Annotated in this window: 10 protein-coding genes; 8 read left to right on the top strand and 2 right to left on the bottom strand. The window is 52.1% G+C overall.

Annotation, left to right across the window (positions count from 1 at the left end):
• Positions 1–179 precede the first annotated feature (179 nt).
• The 8 genes from IPQ00_07780 to argH all read left to right on the top strand — a co-directional run bounded on the left by IPQ00_07780 (position 180) and on the right by argH (position 16,725).
• A complete protein-coding gene (locus IPQ00_07780) occupies positions 180–2,369 on the top strand; it encodes a hypothetical protein (GenBank protein MBL0240457.1) in 2,190 nt (729 codons plus the stop codon).
• 104 nt (positions 2,370–2,473) lie between these two features.
• Complete coding sequence (gene bshC, locus IPQ00_07775) at positions 2,474–4,156, top strand: bacillithiol biosynthesis cysteine-adding enzyme BshC (GenBank protein MBL0240456.1); 1,683 nt, start codon at positions 2,474–2,476, stop codon at positions 4,154–4,156.
• 18 nt (positions 4,157–4,174) lie between these two features.
• A complete protein-coding gene (gene mutL / locus IPQ00_07770; GenBank protein ID MBL0240455.1) occupies positions 4,175–6,130 on the top strand; it encodes a DNA mismatch repair endonuclease MutL in 1,956 nt (651 codons plus the stop codon).
• Positions 6,131–6,277: 147 nt separating this feature from the next.
• Positions 6,278–7,477: an ROK family transcriptional regulator gene (locus IPQ00_07765; protein ID MBL0240454.1), complete on the top strand. Its 1,200-nt coding sequence runs from the start codon at positions 6,278–6,280 to the stop codon at positions 7,475–7,477.
• Between the two features lie 215 nt (positions 7,478–7,692).
• Positions 7,693–10,635, top strand: coding sequence for a TonB-dependent receptor (locus IPQ00_07760; protein MBL0240453.1), 2,943 nt, complete (start codon positions 7,693–7,695; stop codon positions 10,633–10,635).
• A gap of 213 nt (positions 10,636–10,848) precedes the next feature.
• Positions 10,849–12,528, top strand: a complete 1,680-nt coding sequence (locus tag IPQ00_07755; protein ID MBL0240452.1) for a sodium:solute symporter — start codon at positions 10,849–10,851, stop codon at positions 12,526–12,528.
• Positions 12,518–15,160 (top strand): PIG-L family deacetylase, encoded by a 2,643-nt coding sequence (locus tag IPQ00_07750; protein ID MBL0240451.1) that lies wholly within the window; start codon positions 12,518–12,520, stop codon positions 15,158–15,160. The genes IPQ00_07755 and IPQ00_07750 overlap by 11 nt, the downstream gene beginning before the upstream one ends.
• A gap of 86 nt (positions 15,161–15,246) precedes the next feature.
• Positions 15,247–16,725 (top strand): argininosuccinate lyase, encoded by a 1,479-nt coding sequence (gene argH / locus IPQ00_07745; protein MBL0240450.1) that lies wholly within the window; start codon positions 15,247–15,249, stop codon positions 16,723–16,725.
• A gap of 46 nt (positions 16,726–16,771) precedes the next feature.
• Here argH and IPQ00_07740 read toward each other — a convergent pair whose 3' ends face one another.
• Positions 16,772–17,272, bottom strand: coding sequence for a hypothetical protein (locus tag IPQ00_07740; protein MBL0240449.1), 501 nt, complete (start codon positions 17,270–17,272; stop codon positions 16,772–16,774).
• Complete coding sequence (locus IPQ00_07735; GenBank protein ID MBL0240448.1) at positions 17,273–18,403, bottom strand: deoxyhypusine synthase; 1,131 nt, start codon at positions 18,401–18,403, stop codon at positions 17,273–17,275.
• Positions 18,404–18,606 lie beyond the last annotated feature (203 nt).

The raw sequence follows: 18,606 nt of genomic DNA, 5'->3' as shown, positions 1-18,606 counted from the left end.
TTTTCCGCGCCTTGGTGTGATATTTGGAATACGAGGATCTTTTCGGTAAACTAGCCAAGTCGACGATTCAATGTTTGCATTTTGGATGTTGCCAACCGTCATCGACAAATCCGCATCCAATTCAAGGACTGCAGGATCGCCCGGTTTATCTGTTTGTTGGCCCGCCAAAGAAGCTCGTTATGGGAATTAAGGATAATATGTTCAATCTGCGGAAAAATAGTGCCTTGCTTTTAATTGTTGCATTCGCTTTCGTGGTCAATTCGACTGTGCTTACATCAGCGGTTCGTGCCGCAGATACGCCGGTCGATACTGAGAAGTTTGACGATTGGTCCGTTATGGGACCTGACGGCGGCGACGTGCGTGTAGTAGCAATTGACCCCAGAGATAAGAACAGGTTGTATATCACGACGCTCGACGGCCAGATCCACACTTCAGCGGACGGCGGCAAAACGTGGTCGCTATTAGTCAATCTTAACAAGCCCCAACTTATCCTGGATCAATTGTTCGTCGATTCGCGTGATTCCAAGATCATTTATACGTCGGGCCACAGGCACAAGGCCCCGGGCGGTTTCTTTCGTTCGATCGACGGAGGCTCGACTTGGAAAGAGTCCAAGGAACTCAAGGAGGAATCCATTCACGCGATGACGCAGTCGCCAACCGACCCAAATATCATTACGGTCGGCACCACGCACGGTGTCTGGATCTCAAAGAACTCAGGCGAGAGTTGGGAAATGCTTAAATCATCGACGGCACCGGTTAACATCGATTCCTTGGCCATCGACCCGCGAAGTAACGATACGATGTATGCCGGCACCTGGTGGCGTGCTTATAAGACGGTCGACAGCGGCAAGAGTTGGCGATTGATCAAGGACGGAATGATCGATGATTCCGACGTATTTGCGATCACCATTAATCCGCGAAACCCTGAGAATATTATTGCCTCGGCCTGCAGCGGTATTTACGAATCGCAGAACGGTGGCGAGAAGTGGTCAAAGATACAGGGAATCCCGTCACAGTCGCGCCGAACGCGTGACATTCTGCAACATCCGACTATTCCCGGTACAGTCTATGCTGCTACGACTGAGGGATTCTGGATGACTACGAACGGCGGCAAGTCCTGGGCACTTACGACTCAGCGAAATCTCGAGATCAACTCGATCGCAGTCCATCCGTCTGAACCCAATAGAGTTTTTATCGGAACTAACAATTACGGCGTGATGGTATCGAATGACGGCGGCCGTAATTTTGCGCCTACCAACGATCGGTTCAGCAGCCGATTCACATATTCCGTGACCGCTGACAACAAATCATCGGACAGGCTTTACGCTACGACGCAAAATACCGCGACCGGCGGTGGATTCTTCTTTACGAGCCTGGATGCAGGCCGCACTTGGGCTCCGGCGAAAAATTTGGACTCAGGCCGGATCGTCCCGTTTGCTCTACTTCAGGATCGGGCCAACGTGAATCTGATGTACCTCGGTACCAACGCGGGAATATTCCGTTCGCTCGATCGGGGAGCCAACTGGTCGCAACTTGTGGCTGCAAAGCCCGCTGCACGCCCGATCACTAAAAAGCCGGCGCCGAAAAAAGTCGTGAAAAAGACGGCTTCGACCAAGGCTACAAATGCAATCCCGTCGGTTGATACCGTAGCAACCGGAAAGCTAGTTCCCGCGATCATTGGCAAGGTGAAGGTGCTCGCCTTTACAGAGGATGGCAAGAACGGAATATTAGCAGGCACGGACAAGGGACTGTATCGCAGTTACGATCTAACGAAGGGCTGGGAAAAAATGGCATTCGGTGCGGGTATAAATGAAAATATTTTTGCCGTTCACACGTCGCCGTTGCGGCCTGATGTCGTTTGGGTAGGTACCGCGACTTCGGGCGTGCTTGTGTCGCGTGACGACGGCAAGACGTGGCAAAAGGCGGGTGGGGCAGCGGACATAGTGCCGATCAGTTCTATCAACTCAGATCCCAAAAGACCCGACTATATTTATGTCGGCACTTCGCAGACGTTTTACGCCAGTCGTGACGGCGGCTTGACGTGGACCCGTCGCGGTGGCAATCTACCGCTTGGCAATTACACCAGCATTCTGATTAATCCTGACAATACTGACGAGGTGATCGTATCGAGCTCACTCGAGGCCGACGGCGGCATCTATCAGACGACTACCGCCGGCGATAAGTGGCGCCGCATCGATACCAAGGAGATGAAACTGCCTAGTCGCCGTGTGTGGTCGATGACGATGGACCCGAATGATTCGAACCGTATTTTTGCAGGGACTCACTCGTCGGGCGTTTATCGCATTTCACGACAGGCGGGTGCTGCCGCATCGACCCCGGGTGACCGTCCGCGGATCACTAATAATTAGATAGCTCTCTATCCGGATACAAAGAGGGCGGCTTTCGGGCCGCCTCTTTTCGTTTTATGTTTGGAAAGTGGCGATCGGGAATCTATAATCTGATAGATACAAGAATGGAGCAAGAAATCGCCTGTCAGAGCCGAAGCGGAGCCGTCACCCTGCGAGCTGAGAGTATACCTTTCTCAGACTTTCCGGGACAATCGCGGCTCTTTATTGATTACCAGACGGATCCACTGTCGCTGAAAAAGTACTATCCGCAGGCGATCGCGTCTCAGGATGATATTGCTTCACTCGTTCCGGGCGTACTTGCAAATCATAAAGCTGACCGGAATGTGCTGGCTGATGCCCTTGCGGAAATAAATATCAAGTTTGGTGCCGGCCACAAGACGCTTAAAAATATCGAGTCACTACGCTCGCCGGACACAGTCGCAGTTGTGACAGGCCAGCAAGCGGGACTATTCTCTGGGCCGCTATATACGATCTACAAGGCGATGTCGGCGATCCGGCAGGTCGAGAGGCTTAGGGAGCAAGGCGTCAACGCGGTTCCGGTCTTCTGGGTCGCAACCGAGGACCACGATTTCGAAGAAGTCTCGAAGACCTACGTCATCGATCGTCAGGGCGAGCTTTATGAATCGAAGACCGAACCTAGTCATTGCTACGAGGATCTGCCGGTCGGCTATGTAAAGCTTGACTCCAGCATCAAAGAGGGAATCGCCGATCTGATTGCTGCTCTTTCGCCGACGGAGTTTACCGCCGAAGTCAGACATTTGATCGAGGACAGTTGGCGTCCGGACGATTATTTTGGCGATGCATTCGGCAAGTTGCTGACACATTTGCTTGGTGATTACGGCCTGATCATTCTTTGCCCGCTACACCCTAAATTGAAACGCCTCGCGGCACCTATTTATGTGGAAGCGATCCGGAGCTCGGCGGAGATAGTCGATGCACTGCGCAAGCGCAGTGACGAACTTGTTGAAAGTGGCTACGCGGCACAGGTTCTGGTCGGCGAGGATTACTTTCCGCTTTTTTGGCAAGCGGAAAATGACACACGGAATGCCCTGAAGCGGACCGACGCGGGGACATTCCGTAAAAAGGACGGATCGCGTGAGTTTACTCTCGAGGAACTTGCTCAGATCGCCGAATCGGAACCGGAACGGTTTAGTCCGAGTGTGGTTTTGCGATCGGTCGCTCAGGACTATATTTTGCCGACCGTATGTTACTTTGGCGGGGCGGCGGAGATCGCATATTTTGCACAAAGTGGCGAGGTTTATCGTATTTTGGACCGCACTCCGACGCTTATCCTCCACCGCCAGAGCTTCACTTTTGTCGAATCAAAGCACGCCAAAACGCTCTCGAAATACGGGTTGCAATTGGCAAGGCTATTTGAGGGATTTGAGGAGCTTTTGCCCGGTATCGTCGAGAAATATCTAAATTCGGACTCGGCCCGCGTATTTGCTGAGGTCGAAGAGGCGATAAATACGCAATTGAACCGGCTCGACCAGGATCTATCGCAGATCGACACTACACTCGCTGAAAATCTCGCGAAACGCAGGCGAAAGATCATATACCATATCGGAGCGCTACGTAATAAGTTTTATAATGTGCAGGTTCGCAAGGATGCTGTGATCAGGCAGCAGATCGAGGGCCTTTTTACGGCCCTTCTGCCGCACAAGCATCTGCAGGAGCGTGCCCTAAATATCACGTATTTTCTGGATCGTTTCGGACTGAACTTTATTGATTGGATATACAATGCAGTCGATCTTGATGATCGGGCACACCGGGTCATTCGGCTTTAGGCCCCCACCAATTCGAAAATGTCAGATACCTCGCTAAACAGAATACAGATATTGCCTGATAATCTGGCAAACCAGATCGCTGCCGGTGAGGTGGTAGAGCGTCCCGCATCCGTCATTAAAGAACTGGTCGAAAATTCGATCGATGCCGGAGCAACGCGAATAAACGTAGATATCGAACTCGGTGGCCGAAGGCTTATGCGTGTCGTGGACGACGGTCAGGGAATGGGTCGCGATGACGCAATATTGGCGTTCGAACGCCACGCGACGTCAAAGATCCGATGCCTCGAAGACCTTGCGGCGATCGCGACACTTGGGTTTCGCGGCGAGGCACTGGCTTCGATAGCGTCGGTCGCCAAGGTCGAGCTTTTGACAAAACAAGAGTCGGCGGTCGAGGCTTCGAAGGTCTTAGTCGAAGGCGGAAAATTGATCGACGTTAAGGATGCCGCACGCGACCGGGGTACGACGATCACGGTCCGTGACCTTTTCTTTAATACGCCGGCCCGCCGCAAATTTATGCGATCGGAGGCGACCGAGAATTACCATCTGACGGCGATCGTCACGCATTACGCTCTTGCTCATCCGGAAATCGCTTTCGAACTTACAAACAACGGCCGTGAAGTAATGCGCGTTTCCGCCGCAAAAGACTTGCGCGAAAGAGCGTTTCAGATATTTGGTGCCGGATTGCTCGATAGCCTTTTGCCCGTTAGCGGCGGACGTGAGTATGTGGCAAAGGTGAGCGGATTTGTCTCTGCTCCCCGCGAGCGGCGGACAAGTCGCGATTCACAGTACTTTTTCGTCAATAATCGATTTGTCCGCGACAAGACGATCACAGGCGGACTGCTCGAAGGCTTTCGCTCAGTCCTGCCGCACGGCGTATATCCGGTCGCATTCCTATTTATCGACATCCCGCACGACGAGGTCGATGTAAATGTCCATCCGGCCAAGACCGAGGTCCGATTTCGTCGTGGCGAGGCCGTCAAGGACGTCGTAGCCGAAGCCGTACGAGAAGCTCTCGCAAGGGCTGGAATCGTGCCTGAGGCGATCGAACGTCCGTCCGACTCGGAATCGGTAGCGGAGATCGAAACGGTTCACGCCCCGGTCGAGGTGCCCGCCGTACAGTCGACGATCGAATTTTCGGATCACCAGATCAACGAACCGCAAAGCTGGAGCGATCGGCCGGCATCTATTGAAGTGACGCCCGAAATATCCGGTGATACATTCGGTCAGCACGACGCAGTTCCGCTATTTGACGCGGCCGACTCCTCCGATCTTGAAAGGATCGCGGCAGTCGCCAATGAAACAATGCCTGCGTCTCAGCCTCGTGGATACGCCGAACTGCCACCGGTGGACTCGGCGATCAAGATCCCTGTTAAGATCGACGTCGAAGACCTCTCGTCGGCGGGAATACAGCCCATAGGGCAACTTCACGAGAGTTTTATCATCGCCGTCGACAACGAAGGCCTGCTGCTGATCGATCAGCACGTAGCACACGAGCGTATATTGTTTGATAAATATCGACGAATGGAGGCGGACCGCAGTATCGAGTCGCAAAATCTGCTTTTGCCCGAGACCATAGACCTGTCTCCTGCTCAATCTGAAGCATATCGGTTGATCGAGAATGACCTCGAATCACTGGGATTCGGGATGATGAGATTGTCCGGCCGAACCGTCGCGATCAAGAGCGTTCCGACCGACCTGCCAGCCAATGAAGCCCGTAATCTATTTGCGGAAATACTCGATACGATCGATGCCGAGAAGAAGGGCTCACCCAAATCGACCCTGCGTGACGATATTGCTGCGAGTCTTGCCTGCAAAGCGGCGGTCAAGATCAATATGAAGCTGTCGCCGGAAAAGATGCAGTGGCTGATAGATCGCTTGCTTGTTACCACCTCGCCGACCACCTGCCCACACGGCAGGCCCGTGATTTTGCGTCTATCGATGCGCGACATCGAGCGCGGATTCCACCGATCATAAACACGACGAGCTCACCGATAGTACGATGAGCAAAGATTTTACGGCCAAAAGTTTGTCGGGACTACCAACTAAGTATTTGATTTTGCACCGTCGGCTATGGTACAACATCTAATCAACACGTAAGTCCGACTGTTTCGCACCTATTCAATGAAGCGAATTAACCTTCAAAAGGCAAAATCCCAGATCGCAAGGCCAAATACGATCCGCGATATCAATCGCCAGATCGTACTGAACTATGTCCGGGATCGCTCGCCCATATCACGGGCTGAGATCGCCCGACAGACTGCCTTGCACCGGTCGACCGTGTCGGTGATCGTCGACGATCTGGTATCGGCCGAGTTGATTATGGAGATCGGTGAGGGGACGTCGTCTGGTGGACGAAAGCCCACGATGTTTAAGCTTAAAACCGATGTTCCGGTCGCCATCGGCATTGACGTTACGCCGCGAACGACCACTATCGCGGTTGCCGACCTGGCCGGGAATATTATCGAAAGTGAGACGATGCCAACCTCCGCAGACGTCGAGTTTATCTCCGGTCAGATCGTGGAACGCCTTCGCCGACTCACTTTGAGATACGCATCTTTCACGCTCGACGTCGGAATGAGCGTACCGGGCCTGGTGGATCAGAAACTTGGTAAAGTCTTTCACGTGCCGTATTTTGACTGGCGCGATTGGGATATCTGTCAGCGAATTGAGAAAGAACTCGGTTTGCGAGTCACCATCGAGAATGACGCAAACGCAACAGCTCTGGCAGAATTGTGGTTTGGGCACGAAAAGATAAGGAAGATCGACACATTTGTGATGGTTTTGGTAGGCGAGGGCATCGGCACGGGCATCATATTTGACGGTCAGGTCTATCGCGGAGAAAAAGGTGCGGGCGGCGAATTTGGGCATATGATCGCAGGTGATGACGCCCCGATCGAATGTTCGTGCGGCAGTCGAGAGTGTTGGGAGGCTCACGCGTCGGAAAAAGCTATGATCCAACGCTATCGCCGGCTTCTGAAAATGGACGATATGAAGCAGGCGGATATGGACATCGGCAACCTCATAGATCTGGCGATAAATGGCGAGAAACACGCACTTTTAGCATTGAAGCAGACCGCAAGATATTTGGCCAACGGGATCTCGAATCTGACCGTTGGACTCAGCCCGCAGATCGTTGTGGTGAGTGGCAAGATCACTCAGGCGTGGCATTTATTTGAGGACGAGTTAGCCCGGATCTCGGAGCGAAGTATCCTAGCGGGACTGCCGCCAACCGAACTTATGCCATCATCGCTCGGCGATTCGCCGACCTTGATCGGAGCGATCGGTCTCGTTTTAGCACGAAAATTTGCGTCCGCCAACTAAGTTTTTTGCCCTGATTGTGCGGGCTACCTTGACTTAATGTTACGGCTGTATTAAAACTTTGTTGGTAGAACCGACAAACATTTTAGCCGCGATCACGTTAACGTGATCAGTTTAGCCTAACGGGTTAATCAGTATGATCGCTAAATTCCGGTCATCGATGGTGTAGAATAAGTAATTGTTCGGAAATATTAGGAATTAGGATAAGGAGATCAGTTATGGGTAAATCGTTGGCGTTAACGAAACGTATAGTTTCGTTTTTTATGTTGACGGCCGTTGTTGCCGTCGGAATCATTTCAGTTAGAGCACAGTCCCAGGCCATCAACGGACAGATCGAAGGTATCGTTTCTGACAGTGCCGGAGCGTCGGTTGCGGGTGCAACTGTTACGGTTCGCAATATCGAGTCAGGATCCGAACGCACGATGTCGACGGACTCGAGTGGCCTTTTCAGGTTTCCGCTGCTTCCGCTTGGCTCATACCGAGTCAGCGTCGAAGCTGCTACCTTTAAGCGCCTGGTTCGTGAGGGAGTTACGCTAACGACCGGTCAGATCGCCACGATCAACGTGACGATGGAAACTGGTGGAGTATCCGAAACGGTTACCGTTAACCTCGATTCGCCGATCGCAGATGCCGGTAAGATCGATCTGGGACGAGTAATGAATACTCGCGAGACCCAGAGCCTGCCGCTTGTTTCGCGAAACCCTTATAACTATGCTCTGCTTCAGGCAAACGTGACGGGCCGTCCGAATATTGAATTTGGCGTGCCCAGGATCAATGCCAACGGATATACTCGTCGAACGAATTATCAGCTTGACGGTAACAACAATACGCAGGCCGATCGAGGCGGAATTCGCCTGATGCCTATTTCTGATACGTTTATTAGTGAGGTTCAACTTGTCACAAATGGTTTTGCGGCAGAATTCGGCGGAACGCCGGGTCTCATTATGAACGCAGTGACCCCGTCCGGTACGAATGGCCTGCACGGATCGGGAAGCTATCGTTTTAGACGGACACCGATGTCGTCGAAGCCGTTTAACCTTGCTCCGAGTGCGATCAAGCCTGAAACAAAGGTGGATAACATTACCGGCGCGATCGGAGGCCCGATCATCAAGGATCGCTGGCACTTCTACGCCGGATACGAGTGGGTGCAGCGTGACCTCGGCGGCGAACCGCAACGTACGATCACGATCTCGGACGCCAATAAGGCAGCTCTGATCGCGGCAGGTGTCCCCGCCGGGGCTTTCCCGACGGCGATCCCGACTGCTCAGAAGGTGAATTTTTTCATCATTCGCTCTGACGCTCAGATCAATGATGCAAATCGATTGAGCACTCGCTTCAATTATTTCAAAAACCTCTCGCCGGACAATATCGGTGGTGGCGTCAACACACTTCAGAGAAGTATTGACTTTGACGATAAATCTTATTCATTGGGCATTCAGCTTGCGTCGATCATTCGCCCGACGATCCTGAACGAATTTCGTTTCCAGTACGCCAAGCGCAATTCACAAAACCTTGCTAACGCCAACTCGGGCACCGGACCCAGCATCGTTATCACAGGCATTGCCAATTTTGGTGCACCGGAGAATGACGACACGATCTCACCGCTTGAGACGATGACTCAGTTTCAGGATAACCTTTCGTGGCAGGTGGGCGACCACGGGATCAAGTTTGGCGGCGGCGTCAACAGGATCGATGATACGCGTCGTTCAAACGTCTTTGCTAGGTTTACATTCCCGTCGATCCAAGCTTATCTCGACGCTAAAAATGGCGTAAACGTCCGAAGCTACACGAATTACGTTGAGGCTTTCGGTAATCCGGATATCCAGTACAAATCGACGTTCTACAATTTCTTTGCACAGGACGATTGGAAAGTTACTCGTAGATTGAAGTTTAACTACGGCGTTCGCTACGATTTGTATAATATTCCGACTGCAGACGCAACATCACCGTTTGCTGCTTCGCGAAAATTTAAGGTCGACAAGAACAACTTTGCACCGCGTCTGGGAATCGTTTACGGATTACGCGAAGGTAATCGCCCGACTGTGGTCCGAGCCAGTGTCGGTATGTATTACGACACGGTATATCTCGATTTCTATCTGCGTGCATTACAGAATAACGGCAATCCGACTTATTTTAACTTTACCTTCGCTCCGGCGACTGTAGGTTCACCGGCGTTTCCGACAACACTCGGAAGTCTGCCTCCCGGAACCGTTCTTCCGGTCCAGAGTATAGAGACGATCGCTCCGGACTTTCAGAATATGTATGCCACGCATGCAAATGTCCAGATCGAACAGGCTCTGACGAACGATCTGTCTGTGACCGCCGGGTTTATTCACTCGAGTGGCCGCCATTTGCCGCTTTACAGAAACATCAATCGCATCAATCCGACGGGAGCGTTAGCTGACGGTCGTCCTGTCTATAGCAATACGGTCAGTGCTGCTACCCGTATGGATCCGCGATTCAACAACATTCTGTATGCTGAGTCGGTCGGTAATTCGAAGTACGATGCGCTTACACTGCAGCTTAACAAGAGATTCTCGAAGGGCTATCAGTTCAGTATGAATTACACGCTGTCTAAGGCAGAGGATAATTCACCCGAGCAGAATCTAGTTGCAACGCAGGTCGGCAATTTGGTCACGCAGGACCCGACCAATCGCAACCGCGATATCGGTCCTTCGCTTGCTGATCAGCGTCACACGTTTGTGATGACCTTTGTTGGACGCCCTCAATTTAATTTTGAGAACAAGACCCTCAAGTATCTCGTCAACAACAATCAGTTCGGAATCATCACGACTGCCAATAGCGGAGAGCGATTTAATGTGATCGCCGCGACCGATATCAACCTTGATGGCTATACCGGTTCGGATAACCCGGTCGGGATCAGCCGTAACTCGGGTGTAACGCCAAAGCAGTTCAATATCGATTTTCGCTATTCGCGATTCTTTAACTTTACCGAACGCTACAAACTCGAAGCTTTCGGTGAATTCCTGAATCTCTTTAACATCAACAGTATCTACCAGTTGAATTCCTTGACCGTGACGACCGATGCGGCAGGAAATCCGACCGGTCCGATACCGACACCGGCACTGAGAAAGGCGAGCAATCAGATCACCTCTCTCGACAGCCGACAGTTCCAGATCGGATTCAAATTCATATTTTAATCCGAGCTGACTTCCGGGTGAAGGCCGACGTAACTCGGCCTTCACCCGACAAACTTACCTATGGCACATCACGGAATCGCACCTGACGTTGATCCCCCTGAGGAGTTGCCTGATTCCTGGTGGTATCGCGTTTACTTGGGTGTGATCATAACCCTTATCATTGTGCTTTTTGCACTTTGGTCGTTTTCAAATTACTTCTCTAGTTGATCAAAAATGAGATTTCTAGACTGGGCAATTGTTGTCGCCTATCTTGCATACGTTATCTGGGACGGGATACGTATGACCAAGCATAGCGGAGACATTGAGGGCTATTTCCTCGCAAATCGAAGCCTTCCTTGGTGGGCGGTCGGTTTGTCGGTAATGGCGACCCAGCTCTCTGCCATCACACTGGTCGGTACTACGGGCCAGGCGTACACCGACGGTATGAGGTTTATCCAGTTCTACTATGGATTGCCTCTCGCGATGGTGATACTTTGCATCACGGTCGTGCCGTTCTTTTACAGGGCAAAGGTCTACACAGCATACGAATATCTCGAACGGCGATTTGACGCGAAAACCCGCAGTTTAACGAGCTTTCTTTTCCTTATCTCACGTGGCCTCGGTGTCGGCGTGGTGATTGCTGCACCGTCAGTAATTCTGTCGATCGTGCTTGGTTGGAGTGAGATAGCCACGATCTTCTTGATCGGTATGTCTACCACGTTTTACACGATGGTCGGCGGCGTGCAGGCGGTCACTTGGACAGATGTCAAGCAGATGGTCGTGATCTTCTTCGGACTGTTTGTTGTCTTATTTGTCGTGGTATCACAGTTTCCGGCTCAAGTATCGTTAACCGACGGTCTATTTTTGGCAGGAACGCTGGGTAAACTCCAAACTATCGACACTAGCTTTGACCTAACCCAAAAGTACACGATCTGGTCCGGTATGATCGCGGCACTATTTCTGTTTCTGTCATATTTCGGGTGTGACCAGAGTCAGGTTCAGCGATTTTTGACCGCAAAATCGGTTAGCGAGAGCCGTACATCATTATTGATGAGTGCGTTCCTCAAGATTCCGATGCAGTTTCTGATACTGCTTGTGGGCGTACTCGTATTTGTCTTTTACCAGTTTGCAATGCCGCCGATGGTGTTTAATGCTGTCGAGGCAAACAAGATATCGCAGACGACGGAATATTCGGCTCTGCAGAGCGACTTTCAGCACGCTCACGACACGCGAAAGGATGCCGCCCTCGCATTCGTGGCGGATCGCAACGACTCAACTCGGCAGGCGTACGTCGCCGCCGACAAGGGCTTCAACGACGCACGGAAAAACGCAATTGACTTTGTAAAGACTTCGACCGGCAACTCGAGTTTTAATGACGTCAATTACGTTTTTCCGGCGTTCGTTGTCGCAAATATGCCAATGGGTGTGGTCGGCCTGATCATCGCAGCGATCTTTGCGGCAGCAATGTCCTCGATCTCGGCCGAACTCAATGCACTCGCGACTGCCTCGACGATCGATTTTTATCGGAGGCATTTTCGCAAAGAAGCTACAGATAAGCATTATGTGGCATTTGGCCGCCTGGCCACATTTGTTTGGGGATTGTTTGCGTGTGTCGTCGCAATATACGCAACCAATCTCGGTTCATTGATCGAGGTGGTCAATAAGTTCGGCTCGTTCTTCTACGGCTCATTGTTGGGCGTATTTGTTCTCGCGATCGGCGTAAAGCGCGCACGCTCTCGCGGTGCGTTCTTTGGGTTGCTGTTCGGCATATCGTCGGTTTGGGTTGCCAGTCATTATACAAATATCGAGTTTTTGTGGTTTAACGTGGTCGGCTGTCTCGTTACGGTCATCGCCGGCTATTTAATAAGTCTTACCGTTAGAAACGAGGAGAAAGTGGTCGCAAATGAAAACTAGAATTCATAAATGTGCAATTATCGGGCTAGACGTCCTGGCCCTAGTCAGTGTTTTGATGATCGCGATACCGGCTCGTGCCCAGGTTCGGCCTATTTATGACCGAGGCTCGGCAGGGCTTGTCCAAGCACTCAAGCGCCTGCAGACAACGGCGCGTGTGATGCATACCGGAGCCCATCCGGATGACGAAGATTCCGGTTTGCTTGCGTATCTCGCACGAAAAGAACAGGCTCGAACGTCATACCTCGCTCTTAATCGCGGAGATGGTGGCCAAAACGTGATCGGGGAAGAACTTTTTGAATCCTTGGGGACTATCCGCACGGAAGAATTGCTGCAAGCCCGCAGGCTTGATGGCGGTAGTCAGTTTTTTACCCGCGTGATGGACTATGGGTTTTCGAAAAAACGGGAAGAGGCCGCACGGATCTGGGGAGAACGCGAAGTTCTGGGTGATATGGTTCGTGCCATCAGGATCTTCAAGCCGATGGTGATCATTTCACGATTTGCCGGAACTCCGGCTGATGGACACGGACAGCACCAGTTGGTCGGATATTTGACGCCGATCGCTTTTAAGGCCGCAGCCGACCCAAAGGAGTTTCCCGAACAGTTGACGGGCGACATTTTGCCGTGGCAAGCGAAAAAGCTATATGTCTCGCAGAGTTTTGTGCCGAATCCGCAGAATGTGCCTTCGCTCACCGTGAACACGGGTGAGTACGACTCGCTCTTGGGTCGATCATATTTTGAGATCGCGATGGAGGGCCGTAGCCAACACAAATCGCAGGAAATGGGGACGTTGGAACTGCGTGGAAAGCAAACGTCCGGTGTACGACTGCTTGAGTCCACTGCTAAGGCCGTTGACAAGGAGTCGAGCGTGTTTGACGGTATCGACACTTCAATTACGGGGATCGCGGCAAACTCAAATGACACTTCTGCACCATTTATCGAAAAGCTAAAAGTATTGCAGGCAACTGCGGTGGAAGCACTAAAGAGTTATGATCCCTACGCACCGGGAAAATTGGTGCCGATGCTGGCACGCGGTTACCGGGAAGCGGCGGACGCCGAATCGGCAACCCGAAATCCTTATTCGAAGTCGCTCGTACACGTGAAACGTGAGGAATTTGCGAACGCATTGATGTTAGCCTCGGGCACGGTGGTAGACGCTCTCGCCGATACGGAAACGATCGTCGCTGGTGATTCGACCAACGTCGCAGTTCGCGTATTTGCCCCCGACGCGACAGAGATCAAGGTCGTAAAGGCCGAGGTCAAGGTGCCGCAAGACTGGAAATCAGATTCGATTGCCGAACCGCCGGCACCGCCATCGACCGGATTTCGGAACATTCGCGAGAATGCCCGCTCGGCTTCGTTCTTCAAATTAACGACCTCTTCGACATCCGAACCGACGCAGCCATACTGGTTGACGAAACCCCGGACCAACTCTACTTTTGACTGGTCAGGTGCCGGTGAGAGTCAGAGCCTTCCGTTTCAGAAACCGCTCGCGATCGCTGAGGTGACGTTCGATTTTGGTGGTAACTCGGTCAAGATCGAAAAGGAAGTTGAATATCGTTACGCGGATGATATTCGTGGCGAGATTCGCCGCGAATTAAATGTAGTGCCGGCCGTCACTATCGGTATGGACTCGAATTTGCTTATCGCTCCGACATCATCCAAATCCGCGACCTATCGCCTCGTAATGACTGTTACGAATCACAAGTCGGGAACGGCAAAAGGCTCGGCCGGATTTGGCTTGCCATCCGGTTGGGCCCTGTCGCCAAAAACCGCTGACTTCGAACTTAAGAAAAAAGGCGATAAGACTGCACTGACGTTTGACCTGACCATTCCGGCCAATGCGAAGCCAAACAAATATCCATTGCGGGCGGTCGCCAATATGGATGGCAATTCTTATGACCTTCAGGTGCAGGAGACCTTGTACCCGCATATCCAAACCCACCGCATTTACACTGAGGCCGAAATTACCGCACAAGTGTTGGACCTCAAAGTTGCCCCGGTCCGGGTCGGCTATATTATGGGTAGCGGGGATAAAGTGCCGCAAGCGATCAGGCGGCTCGGGCTCGATGTCAAAATGTTGAGCGAAAAGGATCTCTCGACGGGCGATCTTTCGCAATTTGACACCATCGTCGTCGGCATTAGAGCATCGCAGGTGCGTACCGATTACATTGCCAACAATGGCAGGCTGACCGAGTTTATGAATAACGGCGGAACGTTGATCGTACAGTATCAGCAGCAGGAATTCGCTCGACTCAACCTGATGCCTTATCCGGCTAAAATGGAAGGCAATATCCGCGTCGTCGATGAAAACGCACCGGTCAAAATACTTAAAGGCGATCATCCGGTCTTCAATTTTCCGAACAAGATCGGTGATGCAGACTGGTTAAACTGGGTACAAGAGCGAGACCTTTATTGCGTCACTGACTTTGACGCGACAAAATACGTGCCGCTGCTCGAGTCTCACGATGAGGGCGAAAAGGAAAGCAACGGAGGTATGTTGTATGCCCAGGTCGGAAAGGGGCGATTCCTATACTCTTCGTATTCGTGGTTCCGCCAATTGCCGGTCGGGAACCCTGGAGCGTATCGACTGTTCGCTAATATGCTAAGTTTGCCTAAGTCACCAGCAAAATAGGCAATCCCGGGCACAGGTATCTTTGAGCGATCATTGATATCTGTGCCCAATTTCAATTTTGATAACCGTAACTTCAATTACCTAAAATGTCGTTAGAAATCCAAGAAAAATTTCCTGCACAGAATTACAAGGACAACGTCCTTTCGGACTGCTTCGCGGACGCCAAAGAGTATTTCCTCGATGCGTATTACCGCGTCGATCTGGCTCACGCGATTATGCTAGAGGAGCAGGGAATAATTACCAAGGACGAACTTACGGCGATATTACAGGCATTGATGGCTCTGGATTTCAATGCAATTCGCAGCAGGGAATACGACGGTAGCTTTGAGGATCTCTTTTATTTGCTGCAACAGGAGATCGCCAAAGGTTGTGATCCCGACATTGCCGGAAAGCTGCACACCGCCCGCAGCCGGAATGATATCGACGTGACAATATATCGTCTGTATCTGCGGCAATCTTGCTTAACGCTATTAAATTCGGCGATGGGCCTGCGGCGAGTTTTTCTGGATCTGGCGGCAGAACATCACGAAACGCTCATTCCGGCGTACACACACACACAACCGGCACAACCTTCGACGATGGCGCACTTTCTGCTCGCGATGGCAGAGAATTGCGGCCGGGATATTAAGCGACTGCAGAGGGCATATGAAAATATGAACTACTGCCCGCTCGGTTCCGGTGCGATAACGACCACGGGATTTCCGATCGACAGACACCGTGTTTCTGACCTACTTGGTTTTACGGCGCCGACCGTAAATTCCTACGCGTCGATAGCGTCGGTCGACTATTTCACGGAAATGCTCGGAGCAACATCGGCGATGCTCGTCAACGTCGGCAAATTTGCACAAGAATTCCTATTGATGGCGATGATGGAGTTTAACGTGATCCGCCTTTCTGACGGTTACGTGCAGGGTTCGTCGATAATGCCGCAGAAGCGAAATCCGGTGGCTCTCGAACACGTGCGTGCGATCGGCAGCAAGGCTCTGGGTCAATGCCTCGGTGTGATGACGAGTATCCACAACACGCCTTTCGGTGACATCAATGACGTCGAAGACGATCTGCAGCCGATGATCTATTCCGGCATACGCGATGCCAACCGGGCGGTGTCGCTGCTTGGTAGTACGCTAAAGTCTGCGACTTTCAATTTTGACGTGCTCAAGAAGCGGGCCGGCGAGAATTTTATCGCGGTCACAGAACTCGCCGATTCGATCGTTCGCCAGGAAGGGCTACCGTTCCGTATCTCGCATAAGATAGTTGGAGCGTGCGTTCGAAAAGCGATCGAAGCCGGTTCCGATGTGACCTACGAGATTCTGCAATCCGTTTCGAGGGATATCATCGGGCGTGATCTGCAAATGTCGCCGGACCAGCTCGCGGCGGCAGTTTCGCCTGAGAATTTTGTGGCCGTCCGCACGATCTATGGCGGTACCGCACCGTCGGAAACGCGCCGTGCGTTGGCTGTTGAAAGGGGATTTGAGACCGAGGATGAAAAGTGGTTTTCCGAAAGGACCGTGGCTCTCGAGCGTGCGGCGGACGCGTTGGAGATCACCGTCGCCGAACGCTGTTAGGACTTAGGTGATGAATTGGGGAAAGGGCCGACTGCTGCTGAGCGGCCTATTCTATTATGACCAGCACGTCGCCGCCATTTACGTTTTCGCCCTCGGCGGCCCTGATCTCTCTGATGATGCCGTCGCGGTGAGCTTTTAGCTCGTTCTGCATCTTCATCGCCTCGACCACGATGATGCCGTCACCGATCTTCACCTCGGCACCGATCTCCACCAAAATACGGACGACCTTGCCGGGCATTGCAGTCTTGATCTGCGACGATCCCTCGCCGGAATCGGCGGTATGAACCGACCCGCGAAGTCGTTTTGGATCAACGATCTTAACCTCAAACTCATTCGACCCGATCCGTACGTTAGTGTTGTCGCCGGACGAAACCAGCACCGACGCCTCGGTGACTTTTCCTTCATTCTTAAAAAGATAGACACCCGGCAGAGGTTCGCCGAGTTCAAGGTCGTAGGTGCGGCCGTCCACGACCGCGCTCAAACGATCGCCGTCTCTGACGATCTCCACTTCGCGGGCCTCGCCGCCGATCTCAGCTTTCAGTTTCATCTATCTCCTGGTTGAGAGCTCGTATTCCTCTTTGAGCAACGTCATAAATTCGTCTCTCCGATCGTATAGTCTGCGTGCTTTTCGCGGCTCGTGGCGGGCAAGCGCGTAGGCGGTGATCAATGGTAGTGCAACGGTCGAGTCGACATAACACACGACCGCATCGGGCAATTTCTCCGGATCGACCTTGCCCCAGCTAACCGCTTCGGCGGGGGTTGCTCCGCTGAGGCCGCCGGTGTCGGGGCGTGCGTCAGTGACTTGCAAGAAATAGTCGTGGCCTTTCTCGTCGATCCCCAGAACCTCCTGAATTTGAGGCTCAGTTTGCAATGCGAAATTCTTCGGGCTGCCGCCTCCGAGGATGAAGATGGCCGATTTTCCGCCCTTCTTTGTCTGCTTACCGGTATGCACGACGCCGCGTTTGGCGGCGAGTACGATCGAGGCGGTCTCGTTAACGTCGAGATTAGGGTTAAGGATGAGTTTGCCGCCCTGTAGTTCCTTGGCCGCGATATTCATTCCGATCGACGAATCGCCTGGGCTTGAAGTATAGATCGGAACGCCGTATTCGTAAGCGGCAGCCAATAATGATTTTTCCTTGATACCGAGCTTTTCCTCGCGTGCCCGTATGTACTTGCCGCAGAGATAGTGAAATTCGGCACTACTCATAGGCCTTTGAAATTCTTCGTGTTCGATCAGTCGCCGAAAGAACGAATCGGTGTCGAGCAGTACGCTGTAATCAAAGAAAATATCGTATATACGCACGACCTCTTCTTCACGCAGAATCCTGTCGTCTAGGCTGGCGTTGCCCTGATGAAGCGAAAGCCCTATACCGAAATGGGTGTCGTGATATAGATTTGCACCGGTCGAGATGATCCAATCGATAAATCCGGCCTTGATCAGCGGTATCAACGCCGAGATCCCGAGCCCCGCAGGCGTCAACGCACCGGTCAGCGTGACTCCGATGGTCACATCGTCCTCCAACATCTTTGTCGTAAACAGTCGGCACGCTTCCCGAAGCCTTGCGCCGTTATATGCCATAAACGACTCGTCGATCAGATCGGCGAGGCTGGTGTCGGACGATATGGGCTTCGGATCTATCCGTTTGCCACTAAGAAACTTGCTTATTTTTTTGGCCATTGTGTATAGGCAGAGCGATACTCTGATCGAAACGCAATTTTACCAAAGAACCGCTGGCAATGCATCGGCGACATAATTAAGGATGTGATATGCCACCGTTTATGACCGTTCGGCTTCTATGGACACAAAGCCGACGGATTGCACCGCGGGCTGCAACGGTAACGTCGGGTTGACGGACTTCACAAATGTGGGCCTTTGATCCC

Source organism: Chloracidobacterium sp. (assembly GCA_016720705.1).
GTDB lineage: Bacteria > Acidobacteriota > Blastocatellia > Pyrinomonadales > Pyrinomonadaceae > OLB17.
Note: the sequence above shows the minus strand (reverse complement) of the source record. Positions and strands in the feature narration are given on the sequence as shown.